Origin of the sequence: Streptomyces sp. NPDC091387 (genome assembly GCF_044756945.1) — a bacterium.
Taxonomy (GTDB): Bacteria; Actinomycetota; Actinomycetes; order Streptomycetales; family Streptomycetaceae; genus Streptomyces.
The window spans coordinates 341,700-365,930 of sequence record NZ_JBIVTZ010000006.1 but is presented as its reverse complement, the minus strand read 5'-3'; the positions used below and the strand labels follow the sequence as shown (position 1 = coordinate 365,930).

Annotated in this window: 17 protein-coding genes and 2 pseudogenes; 15 read left to right on the top strand and 4 right to left on the bottom strand. The window is 70.4% G+C overall.

Annotated features, from left to right (window positions below; genetic code table 11):
* Positions 1-192: 192 nt before the first annotated feature.
* From ACIQM0_RS15335 to ACIQM0_RS15305, 7 genes and pseudogenes are all read left to right on the top strand, one after another.
* Positions 193-3,105 carry an SNF2-related protein gene (locus tag ACIQM0_RS15335; RefSeq protein WP_401286398.1) on the top strand — a complete coding sequence of 971 codons (2,913 nt, stop codon included), beginning with the start codon at positions 193-195 and terminating at the stop codon, positions 3,103-3,105.
* On the top strand, positions 3,102-4,490 hold the full coding sequence (locus ACIQM0_RS15330; RefSeq protein ID WP_401286397.1) for an SWF or SNF family helicase: 1,389 nt from the start codon (positions 3,102-3,104) through the stop codon (positions 4,488-4,490). Before ACIQM0_RS15335 ends, ACIQM0_RS15330 begins: the two co-directional genes overlap by 4 nt.
* A gap of 516 nt (positions 4,491-5,006) precedes the next feature.
* Positions 5,007-5,597 (top strand): N-acetylmuramoyl-L-alanine amidase, encoded by a 591-nt coding sequence (locus tag ACIQM0_RS15325; RefSeq protein ID WP_401286396.1) that lies wholly within the window; start codon positions 5,007-5,009, stop codon positions 5,595-5,597.
* 106 nt (positions 5,598-5,703) lie between these two features.
* Positions 5,704-6,954 (top strand): GAF domain-containing protein, encoded by a 1,251-nt coding sequence (locus tag ACIQM0_RS15320; RefSeq protein ID WP_401286395.1) that lies wholly within the window; start codon positions 5,704-5,706, stop codon positions 6,952-6,954.
* Between the two features lie 86 nt (positions 6,955-7,040).
* A pseudogene (locus ACIQM0_RS15315) lies at positions 7,041-7,245 on the top strand (hypothetical protein); the annotation flags it as partial.
* Between the two features lie 73 nt (positions 7,246-7,318).
* A pseudogene (locus ACIQM0_RS15310) lies at positions 7,319-7,813 on the top strand (hypothetical protein); the annotation flags it as partial.
* 156 nt (positions 7,814-7,969) lie between these two features.
* Positions 7,970-9,493 (top strand): aldehyde dehydrogenase family protein, encoded by a 1,524-nt coding sequence (locus ACIQM0_RS15305; protein WP_401286463.1) that lies wholly within the window; start codon positions 7,970-7,972, stop codon positions 9,491-9,493.
* A gap of 782 nt (positions 9,494-10,275) precedes the next feature.
* On the opposite strand, the gene ACIQM0_RS15300 is transcribed toward ACIQM0_RS15305, so the two are convergent.
* From ACIQM0_RS15300 to ACIQM0_RS15285, 4 genes are all read right to left on the bottom strand, one after another.
* Complete coding sequence (locus tag ACIQM0_RS15300; RefSeq protein WP_401286394.1) at positions 10,276-10,455, bottom strand: hypothetical protein; 180 nt, start codon at positions 10,453-10,455, stop codon at positions 10,276-10,278.
* A 250-nt stretch (positions 10,456-10,705) separates the two neighbouring features.
* Complete coding sequence (locus ACIQM0_RS15295) at positions 10,706-11,560, bottom strand: phosphatase PAP2 family protein (RefSeq protein ID WP_401286393.1); 855 nt, start codon at positions 11,558-11,560, stop codon at positions 10,706-10,708.
* Positions 11,561-12,514: a YihY/virulence factor BrkB family protein gene (locus tag ACIQM0_RS15290; RefSeq protein ID WP_401286392.1), complete on the bottom strand. Its 954-nt coding sequence runs from the start codon at positions 12,512-12,514 to the stop codon at positions 11,561-11,563. It lies immediately after the preceding gene.
* Positions 12,514-14,256 (bottom strand): diacylglycerol kinase family protein, encoded by a 1,743-nt coding sequence (locus ACIQM0_RS15285; protein WP_401286391.1) that lies wholly within the window; start codon positions 14,254-14,256, stop codon positions 12,514-12,516. The genes ACIQM0_RS15290 and ACIQM0_RS15285 overlap by 1 nt, the downstream gene beginning before the upstream one ends.
* A 382-nt stretch (positions 14,257-14,638) precedes the next feature.
* On the opposite strand from ACIQM0_RS15285, the gene ACIQM0_RS15280 reads away from it, so the two are divergent.
* The 8 genes from ACIQM0_RS15280 (at position 14,639) to ACIQM0_RS15245 (ending at position 24,187) form a co-directional block, all read left to right on the top strand.
* On the top strand, positions 14,639-15,223 hold the full coding sequence (locus ACIQM0_RS15280; RefSeq protein ID WP_401286390.1) for a DoxX family protein: 585 nt from the start codon (positions 14,639-14,641) through the stop codon (positions 15,221-15,223).
* A 275-nt stretch (positions 15,224-15,498) separates the two neighbouring features.
* Positions 15,499-15,972: a hypothetical protein gene (locus ACIQM0_RS15275; RefSeq protein WP_401286389.1), complete on the top strand. Its 474-nt coding sequence runs from the start codon at positions 15,499-15,501 to the stop codon at positions 15,970-15,972.
* 181 nt (positions 15,973-16,153) lie between these two features.
* A complete protein-coding gene (locus tag ACIQM0_RS15270; RefSeq protein WP_401286388.1) occupies positions 16,154-17,362 on the top strand; it encodes a phosphatidylserine/phosphatidylglycerophosphate/cardiolipin synthase family protein in 1,209 nt (402 codons plus the stop codon).
* Between the two features lie 120 nt (positions 17,363-17,482).
* Entirely contained in the window at positions 17,483-17,653 is a 171-nt protein-coding gene (locus ACIQM0_RS15265) for a hydrophobic protein (protein WP_401286387.1), read from the top strand.
* Between the two features lie 526 nt (positions 17,654-18,179).
* Positions 18,180-18,839, top strand: coding sequence for a TetR/AcrR family transcriptional regulator (locus ACIQM0_RS15260; RefSeq protein WP_401286386.1), 660 nt, complete (start codon positions 18,180-18,182; stop codon positions 18,837-18,839).
* Positions 18,840-19,317: 478 nt separating this feature from the next.
* Positions 19,318-20,685 (top strand): GH1 family beta-glucosidase, encoded by a 1,368-nt coding sequence (locus tag ACIQM0_RS15255; RefSeq protein WP_401286385.1) that lies wholly within the window; start codon positions 19,318-19,320, stop codon positions 20,683-20,685.
* 14 nt (positions 20,686-20,699) lie between these two features.
* Positions 20,700-21,959, top strand: coding sequence for an MFS transporter (locus tag ACIQM0_RS15250; RefSeq protein ID WP_401286384.1), 1,260 nt, complete (start codon positions 20,700-20,702; stop codon positions 21,957-21,959).
* A 155-nt stretch (positions 21,960-22,114) separates the two neighbouring features.
* Positions 22,115-24,187, top strand: a complete 2,073-nt coding sequence (locus ACIQM0_RS15245) for a discoidin domain-containing protein (protein ID WP_401286383.1) — start codon at positions 22,115-22,117, stop codon at positions 24,185-24,187.
* Positions 24,188-24,231: the final 44 nt, after the last annotated feature.

The following is a 24,231-nucleotide window of genomic DNA, read 5'->3' as shown; positions in this document are numbered from 1 at the left end:
CCATGGAGCCACCACCCGAGGTTTCCTGGTGCCAACCCCCTCATTCCGGAGGGGGGCTGGCTGCACCTGGCCGACATACCGGACTCAGGTGTGTGATGTGAATCATGTGACGACTGGCCCCGCCGCCGGATGCGATGGAGTACCCTCGGCGACCTCAGCCAACTAGTCAAATTTGAGGAATCTGACATCGCTGTGCACAGCCTCCCCGCAGCAACGCCCTCCGAGATCTCCGCACTCGCCGGCTGTTCGGTGGTGTTCCTGCCCGCGGATCCCTCCCGGACCGGACGCGTCGCCTTCTGGTGCCCCGACGGTAGCAGCCCGCCCGATGCCCCCGGGACCGTCGAGGGCCTGACCGTGACCGGCTCCGACGGCCGGCCGTACGAAGTACCGGCGCGACTGCTGCCCGTACGGGACGCCCTGCCGGTACTGACCCGCGCGCGGGCCTTGGCACACGCCTCGCCGGCGGCCTCCTTCTGGGGCGCCGCTGGGCTGTTGGCCCTTCAGTTCACCGCGCGTGGGCTGCTGTTGCCTGGTCTGAGCGCCACGGATCACGACGCGTGGCGGGCCGGACCGCTCACCGCCGACGACCAGGACCGGATCCGCGCCCTGGCCGCCTCCATGCCGCCAAGTGCCCACGCGGTGCCGCTCGATGTGACGGCTGAGCCTCTGCTGCTGCCCGAACCGGAGTGGCTGGTAAGGGAGTTCCTGGACGCGGTCGCCGACGGACTGCCGCGCACACCCGCGGCGGCGCTCGCCACCGGCGGCCCGGCGTTCACCGCGGACGCTGCACGGAGGCTGCCCGACCAGCGGGCCTGGGTCGCCGATGTCGCGGCCGGGCACGACGCGGGGGTCCGGCTCTCGCTGCGCGTGGAGGTGTCCGGACTCGACCGGACCCATGAGACGTCCGAGGGACAGCTGTCCGGCCCCTCCTTCCGTGTGGTCCCGCAGGTACACAGCGTCAGCGACCCCACCCTGGTCACGGACGCCGCCGCGATCTGGACGGGCAACGGGCCTGCCGCTGCCGCCCTCGGGCCGAAGGCCCGGATGGACGCCCTGCTGATGCTGCGCCGGGCCGCCCGCGCCTGGCCGCCCCTGACCCCACTGCTGTCGGCGGCCGTGCCCGACGCCGTGGAACCGGCCGACGAGGAGATCTCCGAACTGCTCGGCCCCGCCGCACGGGCCCTCGCCGCGACGGGCGTGCAGGTGCACTGGCCCAGGGAGCTGGCCCGCAAGCTCACGGCACGCGCAGTGATCGGACCGCCCGACGCCGAGGACGGCGAGGGCGGGCCGGACGATTCCAGGGAGCCCCGGCGTACCGAGTCGGACACCGTACCGCTGCTGTCCGCGGACGCCCTGCTCGCGTTCGACTGGCGGTTCGCGCTCGGTGACCAGAAGCTCAGCCGCGCCGAGCTCGACCGGCTGGCCGAGGCGGGCCGGCCGCTGGTGCGGCTGCGCGACCAGTGGGTGCTGATCGATCCCGACGAAGCGCGTCGCGCCCGCGAGACCCAGGACCGCAAGGTCACTCCGATCGACGCGCTCGGCGCGGTGCTGACCGGCTCCACCGAGGTCGACGGCCGCCGGGTCGAGGTCCGGGCGACCGGCTGGCTGGAGGCGCTGCGGCAGCGGGTCGCCGATCCGGAGTCCCGGCAGGCGCAGGGCGGACAGCCGGCGCTCGGTCAGCCCGCGGCGCTCACCGCGACGTTGCGCGACTACCAGCTGCGTGGCCTTAACTGGCTGCACACGATGACCTCGCTCGGACTCGGCGGCTGTCTCGCCGACGACATGGGGCTCGGGAAGACCATTACCCTGATCGCGCTGCATCTGCACCGGCAGACCATCGAATCGGCCGCGGGCCCCACCCTCGTGGTGTGCCCGACGTCCCTGATGGGCAACTGGCAGCGAGAGATCGAGAAGTTCGCGCCGGGTACCCCGGTGCGCCGATTCCACGGCGGCTCACGAAACCTGGAGAGCCTGGCGGACGGCGAGTTCGTCCTCACCACGTACGGGACGATGCGGCTGGACACGCCGAAGCTCGCCGCCACCCGGTGGGGCATGGTCGTCGCCGACGAGGCGCAGCATGTGAAGAACCCGCACTCGGCGACGGCCAAACAGCTGCGCACGATCGGCGCGCAGGCCCGCGTCGCCCTCACCGGCACCCCGGTGGAGAACAACCTCTCCGAACTGTGGGCGATCCTCGACTGGACGACCCCCGGTCTGCTCGGCCGGCTCGGCACCTTCCGTACCAGGTACGCGCGTGCGGTGGAGGGCGGCGGCGATCCCGCGGCGGCCGAGCGGCTCGGCGCACTGGTGCGTCCGTTCCTGCTGCGTCGGCGCAAGTCCGATCCGGGCATCGCTCCGGAGCTGCCGCCGAAGACCGAGACGGACCGCGCGGTCTCCCTGACGGCCGAGCAGACGGGCCTGTACGAGGCGGTGGTACGGGAGACGCTCGCGGCGATCGCCGCCGCCGACGGCATCGCCCGGCGGGGCCTGGTGGTGAAGCTGCTGACGGCGCTCAAACAGATCTGCAACCATCCGGCGCAGTACCTCAAGGAGGAGGAGCCGCAGATCGCCGGACGTTCGGGAAAGCTGGAGCTGCTCGACGAGTTGCTCGACACCATTCTCGCGGAGGGTGCGGCTGTTCTGGTGTTCACCCAGTACGTGCAGATGGCCCGGCTCCTCGAACGGCACCTGGCGGCGCGCGGGGTCCGTACCCAGTTCCTGCACGGCGGCACTCCGGTCGCCGCGCGGGAATCGATGGTGAACCGTTTCCAGGCGGGCGAGGCCCCGGTCTTCCTGCTGTCGCTCAAGGCGGCCGGGACCGGTCTCAACCTCACCCGGGCGGGCCACGTGGTGCACTTCGACCGCTGGTGGAACCCCGCGGTCGAGGCTCAGGCCACCGACCGCGCGTACCGCATCGGGCAGACCCAGCCGGTGCAGGTGCACCGGCTGATCGCCGAGGGCACCATCGAGGACCGGATCGCCGACATGCTGGCCCGCAAGCAGGGGCTCGCGGACGCGGTCCTCGGTTCCGGCGAGAGCGCCCTGACCGAGCTCAGCGATGCGGAACTGGCCGACCTGGTGGAGCTGCGAGGGGGCGCACGATGAGTGACGGATACGAGCCCGACGCCTATGAGCCGGATGGGTACGCCCACGACGGATACGTCGACCGGTACGACGGTGACGAGCAGGACGACACGGTGCCCTCGGCCCCCGCGCAGGAACGCACCTTTGCCGCCCTGCCACCCCCGAGCGGCCGGGGCTTCGCCGATTCCTGGTGGGGCCGGGCGTGGCTGAAGGCGCTGGAGGACACCGCGCTGGACGGCCAGCAGCTCAAGAAGGGGCGCCGGCTCGCCCGGGAGGGCCGGGTCGGTGTCGTGTCCGTGCGACCGGGCCGGATCACCGCTGTGGTCCAGGACCGGGACGCGGGCGCGTACCGCAGCGACGTGCTGCTCCAGGAGCTGAGCGAGGAGGAATGGAACCGGTTCCTGGACATGGCGGCCGACCGGGCCGGGCACATCGCGGCGCTGCTCGACCGGGAGATGCCGCCGCATCTGGTCGAGGACGCCTCCGCGGCGGGCGTGGAGCTGCTTCCGGCCATCGGTGACCTCGATCCTGAGTGCACCTGCGAGGCCTGGGACCACTGCCCGCACACCGCCGCCCTCTGCTATCAGGTGGCGCGGCTGCTGGACCAGGACCCGTTCGTCCTGCTGCTCATGCGGGGACGCGGCGAGCGCCGGCTGCTCGACGAGCTCCAGGAGCGGATCACCGTCCGCGCCGCGGGCCACGAACCTTCCGGGCCCTCCGCACCGGAGTCCGGGAAGCGGGGCGTGCGCGGGGTTCCGGCAGCGGAGGCCCACGCCGCCGGCGATGCCCTTCCGCCACTGCCGCCTCTCCCCCGGCTTCCCTCCGAGGCGGGTGTGTCGCCCTCGCTGGACACGGAGACCGATCCGGAGCCCGGCGTGGACCCGACGGCACTGGAGATGCTGGCGACGGACAGCGCGGCACGTGCGCACCGGATGCTCGCGGACGCGCTGGCCCCGGGCCACGAACTGCAGCCCGTACCGGTCGGGCTGACGCCGGAACAGGACGCGGTGCGGCTGGCCGCGGACGCGCGTCCCGTGCCGTGGATCGCGACCCGGCTGGCGACCGGGTCGGGGCGCGCACCGGCCGGCCTGCGGATCGCCGTACGTGCCTGGCAGTACGGCGGCCCCGCGGCGCTCTCCGTGCTCGACGAGCAGTGGACCCCGGACGCGGCCTCGCTGGCCCACGCCAGGTCGCGGCTCGCCATCGCCTGGGAGGAGGACGAGGCACCCCGGCTTCGGGCCGAGCACAACCGCTGGACGTCGGTGGACGGCACGGTCCAGCTCCGCTACGGACGGGACGGTCGCTGGTACCCGTACGGCAAGGAGAGCGGGCGGTGGGTCCCGGCCGGTCCCCCGGACGACGATCCGGCGGCGGCCCTGGCCGACGCGGACCAGGCCGAGGTCTGACGACAGCGCACCGGCGGGCGGGGCAAGCGCTTCTCTCCCGCCCCGCCCTCGCGTTCCCCAGGAGCCGCAGCGCAGCGACCGGGCGACCGGCGAGTCCCTCGGATCGCCTCGGAGCGGCTCGGTAGTCCGCTGACCGTCGCCCCGCGCCTCTGAGTGCTTCTGAGCGCCGGGACTGTCCCGGGCGGGCACAGGGAGACCGGAAAACCGCCACCGTCCCCGGCTTCCAGGTAGGCGGGGTGGTCCAACAGCCCCCACGCCAAGGCGATTTCGGACCCCTGGCGTCTTCCGTCACCCGCGCGGCGCCCGTACGGTAAGGTCCGCGAGCCGATCGGCCGTACATCGGACAACACATTCCGGTCATCGGATACGAGGGAGATCCCGGATGTCGGGGGAATCGGTTGGCGGCCCCTCCCTCACGAGGACCTGCTGCCGCAGACGCCCGAACCGTTCTCCTTGATCCGTCCGCGCCGGCCCCCTCCCGCCTCTCCCACTCCCCCACACACAGCTGGAGTTCACATGCACCGGAGAAGGATCCTTCAGGGCGCCGCGGCCACGGCTGCGGCGGCGCTGCTCCCCGCCTCCGCGCGGGCCGCCGCGGCGACCGCGGGCGACACGGACTATCCGTCGGCCCACTGGGTACCGGCATCGACTTCCAACTACACGGTCTCGAAGCGCCCTTCGGCGTACCCCGTGCAGTATGTGATCATCCATGTCACCCAGGAGACGTTCTCCGACGCGGTCGCGATCTTCCGGAATCCGGCGAAGCAGGTCTCCGCGCACTACGTGGTGCGCTCGGTGGACGGGTACATCGACCAGTGCGTGCGGGAGCAGAACATCGCCTGGCACGCGGGCAACTGGGACTACAACACCCGGAGCATCGGCATCGAGCACGAGGGCTATGTCGACCAGCCCGCGTACTTCACCGACGCGTTGTACGAGAAGTCGGCGCTGCTGACCGCGTCGGTCTGCGACCGCTACGGCATCCCCAAGGACCGTGCGCATATTCTCGGCCACGCAGAGGTCCCGGGCGCCGACCACACCGACCCGGGTCCGAACTGGGACTGGGTCCGGTACATCCGCCTCGTCAACCTGCTCGGCACCGCCTGACCGGCGTCCGGTCCGGCCCTTCCGATTACTCTCCGCACCACGGTTGTCGCAGGCGGCCGCTGCGACGACGATGGGGGTGTACGGCGCCCCTGGACGGGAGGGTGAGTTGACGGACCCCTGGTTGGCCCTGGCGGCCGATGCGGACCCCGGTGAACGGCTCGGCGAGCTGCGGCACGCGCATGAGGTGTTCACCGCGGCCGGCCGCCTGGAGCGACCGGTCCGCCCGGTGGTCGGCGAGTCCTGGCGCCGCTCGGCGCGGGCCCGCGTCTGCCCGGACGGCGCGGCCCTGCTCGATCTGGACGCCGACGATGTCGGACCGTACCGCGAGTCCCATCCGCTCGCCCGCGCCATGCCGGTGATCCGGGAGCTGATGAGCGCGTACGCGACGGACGGGGAACACCTCCTGGCGGTGTGCGACGCCCACGGCAGACTGCTGTGGGTCGAGGGACACCCGGTGGCCAGACGGCGTGCCGGGCGGATGAACTTCGTAGAGGGCGCCCGCTGGGCGGAATCCGTCGCCGGGACGAACGCGCCGGGAACGGCCATCGCCGTGGACCGCCCGGTCCAGGTGTTCGCGGCCGAGCACTTCCTGCGTCCGGTGCAGCAGTGGACGTGCGCGGCCGCGCCCCTGCACGACCCGCACACCGGACGCGTGCTGGGCGCGGTCGACATCACCGGCGGCAACGGGCTCGCGCATCCGCACAGCCTGGCCTTCGTGCAGGCCGTCGCCCGCGCCGCCGAATCCCAACTGGCCCTGCTCGCCCCGTCCCCGGCCGCCGGGGCGGTACGGCTGAGCGCCCTCGGCAGGGACGAGGCGCTGCTGATCGTGGCCGGCCGGGCGCTCCGCCTCAGCCGGCGGCACAGCGAGATCCTGGTCGCGCTGGCCCGGCGCCCCGAGGGCATCGGCGGCGAGGAACTCCTCGTCGAACTGTACGAGGACGAGTCGGTCACCCCGGTGACGCTGCGGGCCGAACTCTCCCGGCTGCGCCGTCTACTCGGCCCCGATCTGCTGCTCTCCCGCCCCTACCGTCTCGCCTCCCCCGTCGACGCGGACTTCGACACCGTTGCGCGCCGACTGGCCTCGGGTGCGGTGGCCGCGGCGCTGAGTGCCTATGCGGGGCCTCTGCTGCCCGGTTCACAGGCGCCGTCGGTCGTCCGGCTGCGGCGCCGGCTCGACGATTCACTGCGAGCCGCGCTGATCGCGCGCGGCGATCCGGGACTGCTGGCGGACTGGGCGTCCAGCCCGTGGGGCGAGGACGACCTCCCCGCGTGGCAGGCCCTGGCCGCGGCCGCGCCTGCGGCGCAGCGGCCCGCCCTGCTGGCCCGTGCCAGGACGCTCGACGCGGAACTGCGTTAGTGCTGTGACCGGATGGCTTCACGGCTTCTGCCCGGTGGCGGCGCCTGCGCGGTTTGGATAGGTGGGTGGGTCGCATCCGTCCAGCTGTGGGGAGGCACGGTGGCGCCACCCGTGAGGTCCGCAGGCTGACCGATCAGGAGGGGCGGAAGCTGCGGCAGACTGTGCGGCGGGGCACCACCGGCACGGTGCGCTACCGGCGGGCGATGAACGCCGCCGGCCTCGGCCGCAGGGAACACCGTGCCGGTGATCGCGAAGCTGGTGGCCGCGGACGAGGACACCGTCCGCGACGTCAGCTCCGGTTATCCGTCCAGAACACCGCCTTGCCCATGCCCTCTTCCGTCGCGATACGGTGCTCGGTGCTGCGATGTCTCGATCAGTCGAAACCGGATCAGTGCTGTCTCCCGTCACCGCGGACGACGTCGACCTTGCCGTGCGGCTCGCCGTGGGCATCCTTCGGGACGCGCCTCCGGAGGGGACGGTAGGGCCGGTTCGCTGGAGTGGGACTGCGGGGAGACCGCCGAGCACCTCGCCAACGACCTGCTCTACTACGCCGTGCAGCTGGGGGCCGCAGAGCCCACCGCTGGACACCCATGTGCCTTTCGCGTTGAGCCGGAAGACGCCGGCCGGATCCGCGGTCTTCCTCTTCGCGGACCGTGACGCGGGGCCGGCCGGCCTGATGCAGGTGCTGGAGGCGTGCGACGCGCTGCTGGTCGCCATGGTGCGCAAAGTCCGTGCCCACCGCGCCGCCGGGGTGTCGGACCCCGAAGGCTTCGCGGCACTGGGGGTGCAAGAGACGCTGGTGCACACGCACGATCTGGCGGAAGGCCTCGGGCTTGCCTGGACCCCGCTCTCCGCTCTCTGGGCCAGCCGTCCCAACCGGCAACCCGGCGCACCTATGCGGTCGCGGCGACAACCGCCCGCCCCGGTACGCAACGGGGTTGCAACGTCGCGCTGCCTAGCCTCGCGCCGAGGGCCGTCCAACGGCGGGCGGCACCGGATCCGGGAGGCCACAGAGATGACCCGTTACGCTGCGCCGGGCACCGAGGGCGCGATCGTCTCGTACGAGTCGCGCTACGACCACTGGATCGGTGGCGCCTACGTACCGCCGACCCGGGGCCAGTACTTCGAGAACCCGAGCCCCGTCAACGGCCGCCCGTTCACCGAGATCGCCCGCGGCACCGCCGAGGACGTCGAGCTGGCCCTGGACGCGGCACACGCCGCCGCCCCGGCCTGGGGTGCCACGTCGGCAGGCGACCGGGCCTCGGTCCTGAACCGGATCGCGGACCGGATGGAGGCTCATCTGGAGGAGCTCGCGGTCGCCGAGAGCTGGGAGAACGGCAAGCCGGTACGGGAGACCCTGGCGGCCGACATTCCGCTGGCCATCGACCACTTCCGCTATTTCGCGGGCACGCTGCGCGCCCAGGAGGGCTCGCTCAGCCAACTCGACGAGGACACCGTCGCGTACCACTTCCACGAGCCGCTCGGCGTCGTCGCGCAGATCATTCCGTGGAACTTCCCCATTCTCATGGCCACCTGGAAGCTGGCGCCTGCCCTCGCGGCGGGCAACGCGGTGGTCCTCAAGCCGGCCGAGCAGACGCCCGCGTCCATCCACTTCTGGCTGAGTCTGGTGGCGGACCTGCTTCCGGCGGGCGTCGTGAACATCGTCAACGGCTTCGGCGCGGAGGCCGGCAAGCCACTGGCGTCCAGCCCGCGCGTCGCGAAGATCGCGTTCACCGGGGAGACCACGACGGGGCGGCTGATCATGCAGTACGCCTCGGAGAACATCAAGCCGGTGACTCTGGAGCTGGGCGGCAAGTCGCCGAACATCTTCTTCGACGACGTCTGGTCGGCCGACGACGACTTCCGGGACAAGGCACTCGAAGGCTTCACCATGTTCGCCCTCAACCAGGGCGAGGTCTGCACCTGTCCTTCGCGGGCGCTGATCCAGCGCGGCCACTACAGCGAGTTCCTGGAGGCGGGCATCGCCCGCACCGAGCAGATCGTGCCGGGCCACCCGCTGGACACGGACACGATGATCGGCGCACAGGCCTCCAACGACCAGCTCCAGAAGATCCTCTCGTACCTGGACATCGGCCAGCAGGAGGGCGCGAAGATCCTTACGGGCGGCAAGCGGATCGAGTACGACGGCGAGCTGGCGGGCGGCTACTACGTACAGCCGACGATCTTCGAGGGCGACAACCGCATGCGGGTCTTCCAGGAGGAGATCTTCGGCCCGGTAGTCGCCGTCACGTCCTTCTCGGACTTCGACGACGCGATCCGCACCGCGAACGACACCCTGTACGGGCTCGGGGCGGGCGTCTGGACCCGCGACACGAACACCGCGTACCGGGCGGGCCGGGCCATCCAGGCAGGCCGGGTCTGGACGAACTGCTACCACGCGTACCCGGCCCACGCCGCGTTCGGCGGGTACAAGCAGTCCGGGATCGGCCGGGAGAACCACAAGATGATGCTGGAGCACTATCAGCAGACGAAGAATCTTCTCGTGTCGTACTCGGCGAAGAAGCTCGGGTTCTTCTAGACACCGAAGAAGAGCGCCTGACCAGGCCTGACCAAGCCTGACCAGGTCATTTACCAGTCAGGCGTCCTTCGCGGCAGGCGTCTGACAGTGCTTGGTCATGTGCGGTCCGTGATGGCGTGTCTTCTCGATCGGTCGTGTCGTTGACTGGGCGTGCTGAGTGAGGAGTTGACTGCGGTCCGGTGTGATCTGGAGGACTTGGGCCTTGACCTCTGATGTTGGACACACGAGACACTGGATCCTGAGGATCTGGGAACGGACATCTCGTGGTCAAGGCCCCTGAGTAACTCCCCCGTTCTCACCTGAACAGCCACATGTCCCTACCGCAAAAAAACCGGTCGGATCCTCCTCAAGGGCCAACGTCTTTACTGCTCGGCGTCGGGTCGATGACCACTACCGTGACCGTCGACATGGGCACCGGCAGCCAGGGCGTTCACATCGCGGTGCGGGCCCGTATGCCGGCCTTGAGCGACGAGGGCTTCCAGCTGTACGGCGCGGGCCGGTGGCAGTGCGCACAGCGGCCGCCCTTGTGCGCTCGCGGACCCTGGTGTCGGTGATCTGAGACGCAGACCGTGTTCAGCGGCGTGCCAAGGAAGGCGGCCAGTTGCTCAGCGTTCATCAGCGGGCAGCAATTCCCCACGTCGCGGCCGGGCATCATCCGTAAGGACCGCGTCCGGTCGCCGCGGCGGGCCGCCCGTTGCACGATCGGGGGTTCGGTCAACCGAGGGGAGATGTCCGGTCGTGGACCCACGTAACGGTTACGAGGGGCAGGCACAGCAGACCGGTCAGGTGCCGCCGGAGCCATCGCGTCCCCGCGTCGACACCGCGCGGCTGTGGGCGGGCGGCGCGATGACCGCCGTCGTGGCCGCCCTGAGCGCTCTGGCGGCGACCGGACTGCTGCATCTGCTGATCCCGGCCACGCCCCAGCCGGCCACCTTCTTCGCCTGGGTCATCGCTCTCGCCACCGCCGACATGGTGCTGCCGCCGAGCCCACCACGTCGGCGACGCCGGCCGCCGTGGTGGGCTCGGCGGCGCCGTACCTCGGCGTCGGCCTCACGATCGGGTGCCTGCTGTCCGCGGCGGGCCGCAGCTCGATGGGCCAGCGTACTGAACCGGCCCGGTCCAGACGGAAGGCTCCAACCCAGGTGTACTGATCACGCCCGCGATCCGACAACGCTCGTGATCGGTCATCACATGTGTGCTGTTCGGCCACGATCAATCCGAGCGCCGGCCACGGTTCGGCCGGTCCCCGGAGCCGGGCCGCCGCGCTTCGGGGCGGGAGCGGCCGCCGGCCACGGCGTCGGGCTCGGGGTGGGGGCCGGTGAGTTCGGGCGACAGTCCCTGACTGACGGGAGCGTGGGCCCGGCCGGCGTCGGTGCGCCAGGTTTCGAACGCCCAGGACGTGGCTGCCACCACGGCCAGGCCGAGGAGCCAGCCTCCGGCCACGTCGCTGAACCAGTGAACGCCGAGCGCGACACGGGTGAAGCCGACACCGATCACCGACACGACGGCCAGGCCCCAGCACACGGTCCGCCAGGCACGCGGCACCATCGGCAGCAGGGCCAGCAGCAGCACGGCACATGAGGTGGTCGCGGTCATCGCGTGCCCCGAGGGGAACGAGAAGCCCGGGGCGTGCGCGACCGGGTTCTCCAACGACGGCCTGGCCCGCTCGACGACGGTCTTGACGAGCAGTCCGATCAGTCCTCCGGCGACGGCCGTCACCGCGGACCAGGCTGCGAGCCGCCAGGCGCGGCGGTAGAGCAGCCATCCGGTGAGCAGCGCGACGGCGACCCGCAGCGTGAAGGGGTCCCACACGCGGTCGGACAGGAACTGCAGGACGGTCGTCCAGCCGGGGTGCTCCAGGGCGGTGCGGTGGAGACTGCCGGCCGCGCCCTCGTCGATCCGGCGCAGAGGCCCCCACCGGCCCTTGACCAGGACCAGCAGCAGCCCGAAGGGGACCGCGGTGGCGGCGGCCACGGCGATCGCGCCCAGCAGGTGGACGCCGAAGCGGCGGTCGGCCGCGCGGCGACGGCTCTCGCGGATGCGTCGGGCGGTGGTGCGCACGGGCATTCAGACTCCCGGGTCGGCGTGGATCGGGCCGGGCACCCGGGCTCGTGACGCCTCCAGCTGGGCGGCGAAGGACAGGCCCAGGAACAGGGCGATGGACGTGAGATAGGCCCACAACAGCAGGGACATGAACGCGCTGAGCGGCCCGTACACCGTGTCGAAGGAGTGGCTCACCTGGAGGTAGAGGCTCAGCAGCCAGGTGAGCAGCGTCCACAGCACCAGGTAGACGGCGGAGCCGAACGCCAGCCAGGTGTAGCCGGGCTGGGCGCGGCGGGGCGAGCGGCGGAAGATCGCGCTCGCCGAGATGAGGGCGAGGAGCAGTCCGAAGGGCCAGCGCAGGATGTTCCAGGCCGTCTGGGCATCGCCGTCGAGGTGGTAGACGCTGACCGCGGCGGTGGCCAGGTCGCGGCCGGCGACCATGACGACGAATCCGAGCCCCAGGGGCAGTCCGGCGCTGAGCGACATCACCAGTCCTCGCAGGTACTTGCGGTGGAAGGGGCGGTCGCGTTCATTGCCGTAGATCCGGTTGGCGCCGCGTTCGATCTGGCACATCGCGGTCGTGACATTGACGAGCGAGAAGACCAGCCCCAGCCAGAGGGCGAGTGCCGCGCCGTCGCCCGCTTCCTCCCGGCTGCGCCGCAGGGCGTCGTCGACCACCTCGGAGCTGGGTCCCGAGGCGAGCTGATGGATCGTCAGTTCCGCCATGCGGCCAACGTTCTCGGTGTGCATGGCCGAGGAGAGGCCCACGAACGCGATGGCCATCGGGATGAGGGCGAGCACCGTCTGCAGGGCCAGCGCACGGGAGTGGCTGAAGCCGTCGGCGTAACGGAACCGGACGAAGGAGTCGCGCACCAGCGGCCAGCGGCCGTAGCGGCGGAGGGACTGCAACGCCTCATCGGCGGAGAGTTCGTCGCCCGACATGTCGCGGGTCACCGGGACCTTGACGACGGTGCCCATCAGGCCGCGTCCAGCGGCAGCATGACGCTCAGGGCACCCGTGGCGACCGTCACCGTCAGCCGGCTGCCCGGGGCGACGGGGTCGCCGTCGATCTCACGGGGGCACAGTGCGTCGAACCGCAGTTCGGCCCGGCGGAAGGTGAAGTACTCCACGCGGAGGCTTCCGCCCTCTCCCTCCGTGGTGTTCAGGGAGGTGGGGCGCGGGGCCCCGGAGCGGCCCCGCAGCACCGTGGTGAGCGCCCGCAGCCAGCCGGACGGTCCGTGCGGGTCCAGGATCATGAGGTCCAGGAGGCCGTCGTCGGGGCGGGCGGAGGGCAGCAGGGTCACACCGCCCTGCACAGTGCCGACGTTGCCGACGAGGACCATGCGAGCCGTACGGTGCAGGGCGGGGGCCCCGTCGAGGCGCACGGTCAGCCGCACGGGGGGTGTGGTGAGGGAGGAGAGTCCGGCCAGGGCGTAAGCGGGCCAGCCAAGGACGGACTTGGCCCGTTCCGCGGTCTTCTCCATGATCGCGGCGTCAAGTCCGGCCCCGGCCATGGCGGTGAAATGGGTCGAGGGGAGCTCGTCGCCCTCGATGCGGGCCAGGTCGAGGGGGCGAGGGACGCCGCGGAGCGCGGCGTCCAGTGCCTCGACAGGAGTGAGGGGCAGGCCCAGGTTGCGGGCGAGGAGGTTGCCGGTGCCGCTGGGCACGATGGCGAGCGGGACGCCGCTGCCCGCCAGGGCGTCCGCGACCGTGCGCACGGTGCCGTCACCGCCGCAGACCACGATGAGCCGGGCGCCGTCGGCGAGGGCGCGGGCGCTCTGGCCGACGCCGGGGTCGTCCGCCGTGGTCTCCACGAACACCGCCTCGTGGAGGCCGTGACGCTCCAGGACGGCGCGCAGGGCCTCCTGGTCCCGCGGCCGGGTAACCGTCGGGTTCACGATGACGGTGACGGGGCCCGAAACGACCGCGGTGCGCCCGGCCGGCGGGACGGCACGCTCCGGCCGCCCGGCGGGCGGGGCGACCACCTCGGGCCGGGCGAACAGCGCGGACCCCACGATCATCAGCGACAGGCCGCCGTTGACCAGGCCGCCGAGGACATCGGTGGGGTGGTGCATGCCCCGGTAGAGGCGGGACATGGCGACAAGCAGCGGCAGGAGGAGCAGCACAGTGGCGGCGATCCTGCGCCACGGGCCGCGCATCCGGGAGAGGGCGAGGAAGGCGAGGCCCGCGTAGAGCGCGGTGGCGGCACCGGTGTGGCCGGAGGTGTAACTCGACGTCGGCGGGGAGGCGTCGAGTCGGTCCACATCCGGCCGCCGGCGGTCCACCGACAGGGTGATGAGCAGGAACACGAGTGCCTGGAGCGAGACTGACACGGCGAGAAAGGCCGCCTGGCGCCACATCGGCAGCCGGGGTATGAACACCAGCCCGAGGCAGGCCAGCAGGGTGATGGCGATCACCGTCAGGGTGTTGCCCGCCTCGGAACCGATGAAGGACACGGTGGTGAGGGCGCCCGTGCGGAGGTTTTCGAAGCCCTCGTCGACGCGGTCCTCGGCGGTCATCGGCCAGACGTGGGCGGCGGGGCCGGTGATGAGCAGCCCGGCGCCCACCATCAGCGCGGCCTGTCCGACGGTGAATGCGGCGATCCGGCCTGCCGTGCCTCCGAGGCCGCGAGGCAGCGCGAAGGCCCTGCTCCCGCGCGGAGTCCCGGTGGCGCCCGCATCGGGCAGTTCGGCGGGTCTTCCCGGCACGGTGATCGGCATCAAAACTCCCCTGTGTGGGCACGCCTCGCGGCGGCTGACGTTCACGACGGCCTCTCCATCGTCCGAAACCGCGTGTGCCCCGGAACTCGCCCGGCAGACCTCCTGCCTGCGACCGAGCACCTACGGGAACGGCACGCCGGGTGGCGAAGGCGCGGGCGAACGGGGTTCGCGGGCCGCCCGGTGAGCCCGTCGAGGACACGGAACCCGAGGGGCGCGCCGAGATCAGCTCATCCTCACGGGCACGCACCCCGGGGAACCCGCTCCGAGGGAACGACACGCGGGTGCAGACGACCGTGCCGAAGGGTGACCGGTAGGACCACCTCGCCTTCCCCGCCCCTGTCTGCCGCGTATGCCGCCCGTCTCCACGGGCAGACGAAGACTCATGGCTGTACTGAGAAGAATCGCCCGCCCGCTGCTGGCCGCCCCCTTCATCACCGAGGCGGGGCACGCGCTGCGCAGTCCACGCCCCCTCGCGACCGGCACCGCCTCCTGGGCACGGCAGCTCGGCGCCAACGCTGACGATCCGGTGCGACTGGTCCGGCTCAACGCCGCCGTCCAGATCGCCGCGGGCGGAGCACTCGCGCTGGGCCGCTTCCCCCGCGCCGCCTCCCTCGTCCTGGCCGCGAGCCTCGTGCCGACAACCCTCGCCGAGCACGCAAGGTGGAAGGAGGAGGACCACGAACTCCGTAAGGAGCAGCGCTTCGACCTCGCCCGCCGCGTCGGTCTGTTCGGCGCGCTGCTGCTCGCCGCCGCCGACACCCACGGCAAACCGTCGGCCGCCTACCGTGCCCGCGCAGCGGCTCACTCCGGCCGGAGGAAGGCAGGCAGAGCCACGGCCGCGGCGGGCGGACACCTGCACTCAGCGATCGAAACGGTGGGCGCGAGCACGTCCGACGCACTGAGCGGCGCCGGCCGGGCAGTGAACTCCGCCGCCGGGTCCGCACGCGCGGTACTGCCGGTCCGATAGGACCGGACCGGCAGTACGTGTGAGGTGCGGCCCCGCTCCACCTCCGCGTGCTGTGGCGGATGGGCAGGAGAGGTACCTCACGGGCCGGCCCTCCGACCACCCGTCTGAACTGCACATTGACGGGCAGGAGAGGTCATGTCGCAGGGGTGCGCCACCGAATTCGCCCGCCCCTGCGGCGACCCGAGCGGGTCCGTGAACCGAACGGGTCCGTGAACCGCAACGACGCCGACGGAAGGTCACTACCGATGTCTCCTGTGACGGAGCAATGGGAAGATGTGCTCAGAACCCACTTCGCCCTCGGCGAAGAACTGCCCGCCGTACGGGCGGCGGCGGTCTTCTCGGCCGAATCCGGATTCTTCGCCATCGCCGGCTGCGACGGCGAGGACGGCCGGCGGTACTTCCGCCCCACCGCGGAAACGGGTGAACAGCTGCCGCACTCGGGCGCCTCGGACCAGGCATGCCTGGAAGCCCTGTGGACGGCCGGCGAGGAGACCGGACCCGCTCCGCTCGTCCGTCTTGGCGAGGTCGTGTGGCGCCGCGAGAGCCTGGAACAGGTCAAGGACGTGGTGACCGGCAATGAACTCGACCTGGTACTGCTTCGCGAGGGGGACCGGAGCATGTGGGTGGTACGGACCCGGCAGGGTCTGTGCATCTTCGCGCTGGCCCACGGGGACAACGAGGGCCACGTGGCCGAAGCCCGCTCGTTCGCCCTCGACTTCGACTCGTTCCTGGTCGGCCAGGGCTACTGAGCTCCTCCGCCGCCCGACTCTCCACCCACGGAACGTCGTCGGAGGCACAGGGGGCGATAGTGTCTCTTGCTGTCCCGAAGTCGGCCGGGGCCCGGGCGGGTAAAGTCTGCGTGCTGCCCAGGTGCCGAGGGCCGAGGTGACACAGAGTCCTCCCGCTTCCCGGCCGGCCAAGGAGATTTTCATGACGAGCACGCAGGAGCGCCCGGTTTCGGAACCGGAGGCGGCGCTGTCCGGCGAGGACCGTAGTCGGCTGATACGGCGGCGTCTGGAGCGACTGATCGGCATCGCCGCGACAGAGGGTAACGCATTGATCCCGCTGCGTAATGGAGATGAGATATTCGCGGCGATGCTGGCGAGCGTCCGCGGTGCGGAGTACACGATCGACATGATGACGTTCGTGTACTGGAAGGGCGAGGTGGCCCGTGAGCTCGCTACCGCGCTGGCCGAGCGAGCCCGGCAGGGCGTGCGTGTGCGGTTGCTGCTGGACGGGTTCGGCAGCCGGCTGATCGAGAAGGATCTGCTCGATCTGATGGAGCAGGCCGGCGCGCAAGTTGCGTGGTTCCGCAAGCCGCTGCTGATCTCGCCCCTCAAGCAGAATCACCGCTGCCACCGCAAGGTGCTCGTGGTGGACGAGGCTACGGCCTTCACGGGCGGGGTGGGGATCGCCGAGGAGTGGTGCGGGGATGCCCGCAACGAGAACGAGTGGCGCGATACCCATGTCCAGGTGCGTGGGCCCGCGGTGGATGGACTGGCCGCTGCGTTCGCCCAGAACTGGGCCGAGTGTCACGACGAACTCTTCGACGAGCGGGACCGCTTCATCGACCACGCCCCGCAGGGTGAGGCGGTTGTGCAGGTGGTGCGCGGTTCGGCCAGCTTCGGCTGGCAGGACATGCAGACCCTCCTACGGGTGATGCTGGAGTCCTCCCAGGAGCGTTTCCGCCTGTCCACGGCTTACTTCGCGCCTGACGCCTACTTCATCGAGCTGCTGTGCGCGACGGCCCGTAGGGGCGTTGCGGTGGAGATACTGCTCCCGGGGCCACATACGGACAAGCGGGTGTGCCAGCTCGCCGGGCAGCACTTCTACGAGGATCTGCTCGCGTGCGGGGTGAAGATCTGGCAGTACCAGCCGACGATGATGCACGCCAAGGTGATCACCGTCGACAGGGTCGCGGCTCTCGTCGGCTCGACGAACTTCAACCGCCGCTCCCTGGACCATGACGAGGAGGTCATGCTCGCCGTCCTGGACGAGGACTTCACCGCCGTGCTGGATGGGCACTTCGAGCAGGATCTGGAAGTGAGTGAGCTGATCGCGTCGGGCCGCTGGAAGCGGCGCTCGGCCGTCCAGCGGGCACGAGAAGTGGCCGTCATTCCGATTCGACGGTTCTTGTAGACGCGCGGTTCGACCGTTGCCTGCACCTCCATGCGCAGGACCGAATCCGGTCATCCTGCCGGGCAGCGGGAGGTATGGATGCTCCGGACCAGGGCACATGTGGTCGAGGAGGTAATAATCATGGTTCCCCTGCTTCTCGTTCTTCTTCTCGCGCTGATCCTTTTCGGCCTGGGTTTCGCACTCAAGATTCTTTGGTGGATCGCGATCATCGTGCTTGTCGTGTGGCTGCTGGGCTTCCTGGTCCGCTCCGCGGGCGCCGGCGGTAAGCGAGGGCGCTGGTACCGCTGGTAATCAGGTGTAACCATTCTTGGCGGGCGGGGCCCACCGGAGCAATTCCGGTGGGCCCCGCCCGTTTCGCCTCCGGCAGCCTTCACGGACATGGCCGGAGTCTGGGCGCTGCGCGATTCGCCCGGCACTTCCAGGTAAGAGGACGTTGCCGTCGTACAGCTGCCCGCGTACCGCGACGGCGGGGAGAGCGATCCGGACGAGTGGTTTCGTACCGCCTGGCGGCGGCGCTTGAGGTCGTGGATGTGCAGGCAGGCCTACCGCAAGGCGCTGCGGGAGGGGCGCGCGCCGCAGAACCGACGCCGTTGGCGACCTTCAGACGCAGCCTGCAGGGGCATCCCAAGGTTCCGTCCGACCGCCTTCATCAGAACGGCCGACGGGTCTCGGGCCTCATCCCGGGAAACGGCGATGCGTCGGGGTCAGTCGCACTCCGGAACTCCGCGACCAGTCCGTGATCACACCAGCGGCGCAGGAAAGGATGGGCCCGTGGCCGCGTGCTACGTTCACGCCATCGGAGGACCGGGGGCACGTGGTGACGGAAGCAGGCAAGCCGCAGCCGGCATCGGGGGTGCGGCTACGGAGGCAGCCCCAGCAGGCACGCAGCCGGGCCCGAGTCGAGGCCATCCTCGCCGCAGCCGACCGGATCCTGTCCCAGGAGGGGTACGAGGCGCTGACGATGCGACGGATCGCCGAGGAAGCCGGCACGCCGGTCGGCAGTATCTACCAATTCTACGCGGACAAGAGCGCCGTCGTGGACGCGCTGGGCCAGCGGTACCTCGATGCCTTCAAGGCCGCCATTGACGAACTCGTCGAACGTGCGGTCGATGGTGAACTGTCCGACCCGGTCGGCATGATGGTGGGCGTCTACGCCGATCTCTTCCGGTCCCAGTCGGGCGGCATGGCGCTGTGGGCCGGGCGGCACCTCAGTCCCGAGCTCGCGCGGGCCGACGAGGCGAGCAACACACACATCGCCGAGGGCCTGCAGCGCATCGTGGAGCACCTGACCGGCGCCCCCGGCGGCGACCGGGCGCACCGGGCGACGCGCATGGTGGTATGGGCAGCCAACGCCGTGCTGCACGAAGTCTTCAAGAGCGACGGCGAGCCGGACGTGGAAACCGTGGACGAGCTCAGGCGGATGCTGAACGCCTACTGGGAGGACCTGCGCGGTCGGCTGACGGCCGCGGAAGGGTGAACCGGGGCGCTCAGCCGCTCATCTGACCTCGGGCCGAGGGCCCGTACCGCCACTCACCAGCCGCACCCCGGGCCGTCCCGACACGGGCACTCTTCCCGGCCAGGCCCTGCCCGGCACCTCGCGCAGGGCTGCGCGCCGTGCGCTTCGAGCGCCTGACATCTGCGCCCGGCAGGAGCCGGTGGAGCCGGGCCTGACCGCCCGGCGAGCGCTGCGGTCACGGCCTGGACAGCAGCCAACGGCCGGATTACGGGCTACGGGCTACGGGCTACGGGCTACGCAGCCTGCTGGACGCAACCCTAGAACATGAACGATAGTTCATGTTACGGTGCGGCCCACTTCGGACGACGCGCCCCAACCCACCAACAGCCTTTCTTCACCCTGCCGTTGGGGCGCGAAGAGCGTCCGTCGGCAGAACTCCGGAGCGGCGCGGGCGGCCGAACCTGGGCAACTCGCGCATCAGCAATGAAGGCAGGCGCCAGTGACGACGAGCTCCACCGATGCCACCCGACTCCCCCGGCTCCCGGCCGACTTCGTCTGGGGCGCCTCGACCGCCGCGTACCAGATCGAGGGCGCCGCGGACGAGGACGGCAAGGGGGCGTCCATCTGGGACACCTTCGTACGGCGCCCCGGCGTCGTACGCGACGGCCACACCGGCGAGATCGCCTGCGACCACCACCACAGGTTCGACGAGGACGTCGCGCTGATGCGCCGGCTCGGGCTCGACGCGTACCGTTTCTCGGTCTCCTGGCCCCGCGTCCTGCCGACCGGCGCGGGCGAGGTCGAGCCGCGCGGACTGGATTTCTACGACCGCCTGGTCGACGCGCTGCTCGACGCCGGGATCGAGCCGACACCCACCCTGTTCCACTGGGACCTCCCGCAGGCCCTCGAGGACGAGGGCGGATGGCTGAACCGCGCAACCGCCTACCGGTTCGCCGAGTATGCGACGGTGGTCGCGGAACGGCTGGGAGACCGGGTCAAACGGTGGATCACCCTGAACGAGCCGTTCGTCCACATGTCTTTCGGCTACGGCTACGGCGTCCACGCCCCGGGCCGCACGCTGATGCTGGACGCACTGCCCGTCGCACATCACCAGTTGCTCGCCCACGGCCTCGCGACCGCGGCACTGCGAGACACCGTTCCAGGGGGGCAGATTCTGATCGCCAACAACTGCACGCCCGTCCGTCTGCGCGACGACGCCCGGCAGCACAAGGACGTGGCGGCGGCCTCCGCCTATGACACCCTGCACAACCGGCTCTTCAACGATCCCCTACTGACGGGAAGTTATCCCGACCTGTCGGCCTACGGCATGACCGACCCGAGCTGGGGAGGAGTGGTGCACGATGACGATCTCGCCACGATAGCCGCACCGTTGGACGGGCTGGGCGTCAACTACTACAACCCCACCTGGGTCACCGCACCGTCCGACCCCGCCGCCGCGCTGCCCTTCGACCTGGCCGAGCCCGCGGAGCCGTACGAGCGAACCGCGTTCGACTGGCCGGTGGTTCCCGATGGGCTGACGGAGCTGCTCACCGGCCTCAAGACCCGTTACGGCAACGGCCTTCCACCGGTGTGGATCACCGAGAACGGCTGCTCGCAACCGGCCGGACTGCACGACCAGGCGCGCATCGACTACCTCGCCGGACACATCACCGCGATCGCCCGAGCCGTGTCCCGAGGGGTGGACGTCCGCGGCTACTTCACCTGGTCGTTGCTCGACAACTTCGAGTGGGCCGAGGGCTATCACCAGCGCTTCGGCCTGGTCGAGGTCGACTTCAGCACCCGACGTCGCACGCCCCGGGCGAGCTTCGAGTGGTACCGCGACCTGATCGCCTCCCAGCGGTCCTGAGTAACGGAGCCGTCATGCCCCACGCCTCCACAGCCCCGGACGACTCCGCCGTATTCGCCGAGCCCACCGTCCCGGTCAGGGCCGGCTGGACGGCGAATCTCTCACTGGCCACGCTGGCCGTCTTCATGGCGTTCATGACCCCCATTCAAATCCTGCTGCCACTCCAGTTGGAGCACATCGACCCGCAGGACAAGAACGATGCGCTCTCGCTCGTCACCGGCCTCGGCGCGCTGGTCGCGGTGCTTGCCAACCCGCTCGCCGGCGCGTGGTCGGACCGCACCACAAGCCGGTTCGGCCGCCGCCGCCCCTGGATTCTCGGCGGCGCCCTCGCCGGGGCGGCTGGGTTGTCGATCACCGCCACCCAGCACACCGTGACCGGGGTCGCCGTCGGCTGGTGCCTCGCGCAGGCAGGTCTGAACGCGATGCTGGCCGGAGTCACCACCCCGATCGCCGACCGCGTACCGCTGACTCAACGCGCCCAGGTCTCCGGCTGGACCGGCCTCATGCAGTCTTTCGGCCTCGTCCTCGGCGCACTGATCACCACACTGCTGGTCACCGGCGTCCGCTCCGGCTACGTCACCCTCGCCGTGCTCACCGTCGCACTCGCCCTCCCCTTCACGCTGCGCCACTCCGAGCCGCCGCTGCCCCGGGCACTGCGCCCCGCCTTCGACGCCCGCACGTTCACCCGGTCGCTCTGGGTGAGCCCTCGACGCCACCCCGACTTCGGCTGGGCCTGGCTCACCCGATTCCTGATCAACCTCGGCAACGCCCTCGGAACCCTCTACCTGTTCTACTTCCTCGCCGACGCCGTCCACTACGGCGACCCCGGCACCGGCGTACTGATCCTCACGGTGATCTACACGCTCTGCGCCGCACTCACAGCAATCCCCGCCGGTGCCCTGTCCGACCGTATTGGACGCCGCAAGGTCTTCGTCGTCCTCTGTTCACTGGTCATGGCCGCAGCGGCAGTACTGCTCTCCCTGCTCCACACCTGGCCGTCCGCCATCGTCGCCGCAGCCGTCCTCGGCGCGGGTTACGGAATCTACCTCGCCGTCGACCAGGCCCTGGTCACCCAGGTCCTGCCCGAGGCAACCGACCGTGCCAAAGACCTCGGCGTCATCAACATCGCCAACTCCGGCCCACAGGTCCTCGCCCCCGCCCTCGCCGCGCCGATCATCACCCACCTCGGCGGCTACACCGGCCTCTACACCACCGCGGCCCTGGTCATCCTCATCGGCGGCCTCCTCGTCAACCGCATCCGCAGCGTGGCCTGACGGGCAGCCAGCCAACTGAACACAAGTGAAGTCGAGTTCACAAAAAAATGAGAAATTCTCATGTTTCCCCGCCCGGACCGTTGACTCCGCCGACAGTGGTCGCGATTCTGGCAACTCGTCAGTAACTTCAGTGAACATGTCAATCGAAGCGAGTGATGGCCATGGCTCAACCTCCGCGCCGCAGACTCAGATCCTTCACGGTGGTGTCACTGCTCCTCGCCGTGATGTCCCTGGTACTCGGTCCGATGCCCAGCTCCGCGGCGGTGCCTGACGCCGGCTGGTGGAACCCGACCTCGCGGCCCGCGCCCGACGCACAGATCAACGTCACGGGTGAGCCCTTCAAGGGCACCGATTCCGAGGGCCGCGTAAGAGGCTTCGTCGACGCACACAACCACATCATGGCCAACGAGGGCTTCGGCGGCCGGCTGATCTGCGGCAAGCCGTTCTCGGAGCAGGGCGTCGCCGATGCGCTCAAGGACTGCCCCGAGCACTACCCCGACGGCTCCCTCGCCGTCTTCGACTTCGTCACCAAGGGCGGTGACGGCAGGCACGACCCCAATGGGTGGCCCACCTTCAAGGACTGGCCCGCACATGACTCGCTGACCCACCAGCAGAACTACTACGCCAATATCGAGCGGGCCTGGCGCGGCGGACAGCGGGTACTGGTCAACGACCTGGTCACCAACGGCGTGATCTGCTCGGTCTACTTCTTCAAGGACCGCAGCTGCGACGAGATGACCGCCATCCGTCTTGAGGCGAAGAAGTCGTACGACATGCAGGCCTTCATCGACAAGATGTACGGCGGCCCGGGCAAGGGCTGGTTCCGGATCGTCACCAGCAGCGCGCAGGCCCGCGAGGTCGTCGAGCAGGGCAAGCTGGCTGTCGTCCTGGGCGTCGAGACATCCGAGCCGTTCGGCTGCAAGCAGGTCCTGGACATCGCGCAGTGCAGCAAGGCGGACATCGACCGCGGCCTGGACGAGCTGCACGAACTGGGCGTGAGCAGCATGTTCCTGTGCCACAAGTTCGACAACGCGCTGTGCGGGGTGCGGTACGACTCCGGCGCCCTCGGCACGGCCATCAACGTGGGCCAGTTCCTGTCGACCGGCACCTTCTGGAAGACGGAGACCTGCCGTGGCCCGCAGCACGACAACCCCATCGGCAACGCCGCGGCGGCACAGGCGGAGAAGATGCTGCCGAGCGGTGTGGCCGTTCCCTCCTACGCCTCGGACGCGCAGTGCAACACCCGCGGGCTGACCAGCCTGGGTGAGTACGCGGTGCGGGGGATGATGAAGCGCCACATGATGCTGGAGCTCGACCACATGAGCGTCAAGGCCGCGGATCAGGCCTTCGACGTCCTCGAGTCCGAGTCGTACCCGGGCGTCGTCTCCTCGCACAGCTGGATGGACCTGGGGTGGACCGAGCGGCTCTACAAGCTCGGCGGGTTCGCCGCCCAGTACATGAGCCCCTCCGGGGCGTTCAGCGCGGAGGCCGGACGCACGGACGCGCTGCGCGAGAAGTACCAGGTCGGCTACGGCTACGGCACCGACATGAACGGCGTCGGCGGCTGGCCGGCCCCGCGGGGAGGGGACACCCCCAACCCGGTGAAGTACCCCTTCCGCAGCACGGACGGCGGCTCGGTGATCGACAAGCAGACCACCGGCGAGCGCACGTGGAACTTCAACACGGACGGCGCGGCGCACTACGGCACGGTCCCGGACTGGATCGAGGACATCCGCATCGTCGGCGGCCAAAAGGTGGTGGACGATCTCTTCACTGGTGCCGAGTCCTACCTGCGCACCTGGGGGAACACCGAGAAGCACCAGTCCGGGGTGAATCTGGCCTCGGGTGCGGCCGCCTCGGCGTCCACGACGGAGTGGTGGAACCCGGCCGTCAGCTTCGCTCCCGGCCGCGCCGTGGACGGAGACGTGGGCACTCGCTGGGCCAGCGAGTGGACGAACGACCAGTGGCTGCAGATCGACCTCGGATCCTCGAAGCCGGTCAAGCACGTCACCCTCGACTGGGAGGAGGCATACGCGAAGTCGTACCGCGTCGAGCTGTCGCAGGACGGCAAGAACTGGCAGACCGCCTGGTCCACGACCGCTGGTGACGGCGGCCTGGACACCGCGCGGTTCGCCCGGACTCAGGCCCGCTACGTACGGGTCCACGGCCTGGAGCGCGGCACCAAGTGGGGCTACTCGCTCCAAGAGGTAGGCGTCTACAGCGACTGACGGCACCGGCGGCGTCGCGGGCCGAGGCCGGCCGGATCAATGCC

Bases quoted from the DNA above. Each gene is read 5' to 3' on its own strand.
- ACIQM0_RS15250 (WP_401286384.1), top strand. From the start codon at position 20,700: ATGCCCCACGCCTCCACAGCCCCGGACGACTCCGCCGTATTCGCCGAG.
- ACIQM0_RS15295 (WP_401286393.1), bottom strand. From the start codon at position 11,560: ATGCCCGTGCGCACCACCGCCCGACGCATCCGCGAGAGCCGTCGCCGC.
- ACIQM0_RS15305 (WP_401286463.1), top strand. From the start codon at position 7,970: ATGACCCGTTACGCTGCGCCGGGCACCGAGGGCGCGATCGTCTCGTAC.
- ACIQM0_RS15285 (WP_401286391.1), bottom strand. From the start codon at position 14,256: ATGCCGATCACCGTGCCGGGAAGACCCGCCGAACTGCCCGATGCGGGC.
- ACIQM0_RS15325 (WP_401286396.1), top strand. From the start codon at position 5,007: ATGCACCGGAGAAGGATCCTTCAGGGCGCCGCGGCCACGGCTGCGGCG.
- ACIQM0_RS15270 (WP_401286388.1), top strand. From the start codon at position 16,154: ATGACGAGCACGCAGGAGCGCCCGGTTTCGGAACCGGAGGCGGCGCTG.
- ACIQM0_RS15280 (WP_401286390.1), top strand. From the start codon at position 14,639: ATGGCTGTACTGAGAAGAATCGCCCGCCCGCTGCTGGCCGCCCCCTTC.
- ACIQM0_RS15330 (WP_401286397.1), top strand. From the start codon at position 3,102: ATGAGTGACGGATACGAGCCCGACGCCTATGAGCCGGATGGGTACGCC.
- ACIQM0_RS15290 (WP_401286392.1), bottom strand. From the start codon at position 12,514: ATGGGCACCGTCGTCAAGGTCCCGGTGACCCGCGACATGTCGGGCGAC.
- ACIQM0_RS15265 (WP_401286387.1), top strand. From the start codon at position 17,483: ATGGTTCCCCTGCTTCTCGTTCTTCTTCTCGCGCTGATCCTTTTCGGC.
- ACIQM0_RS15245 (WP_401286383.1), top strand. From the start codon at position 22,115: ATGGCCATGGCTCAACCTCCGCGCCGCAGACTCAGATCCTTCACGGTG.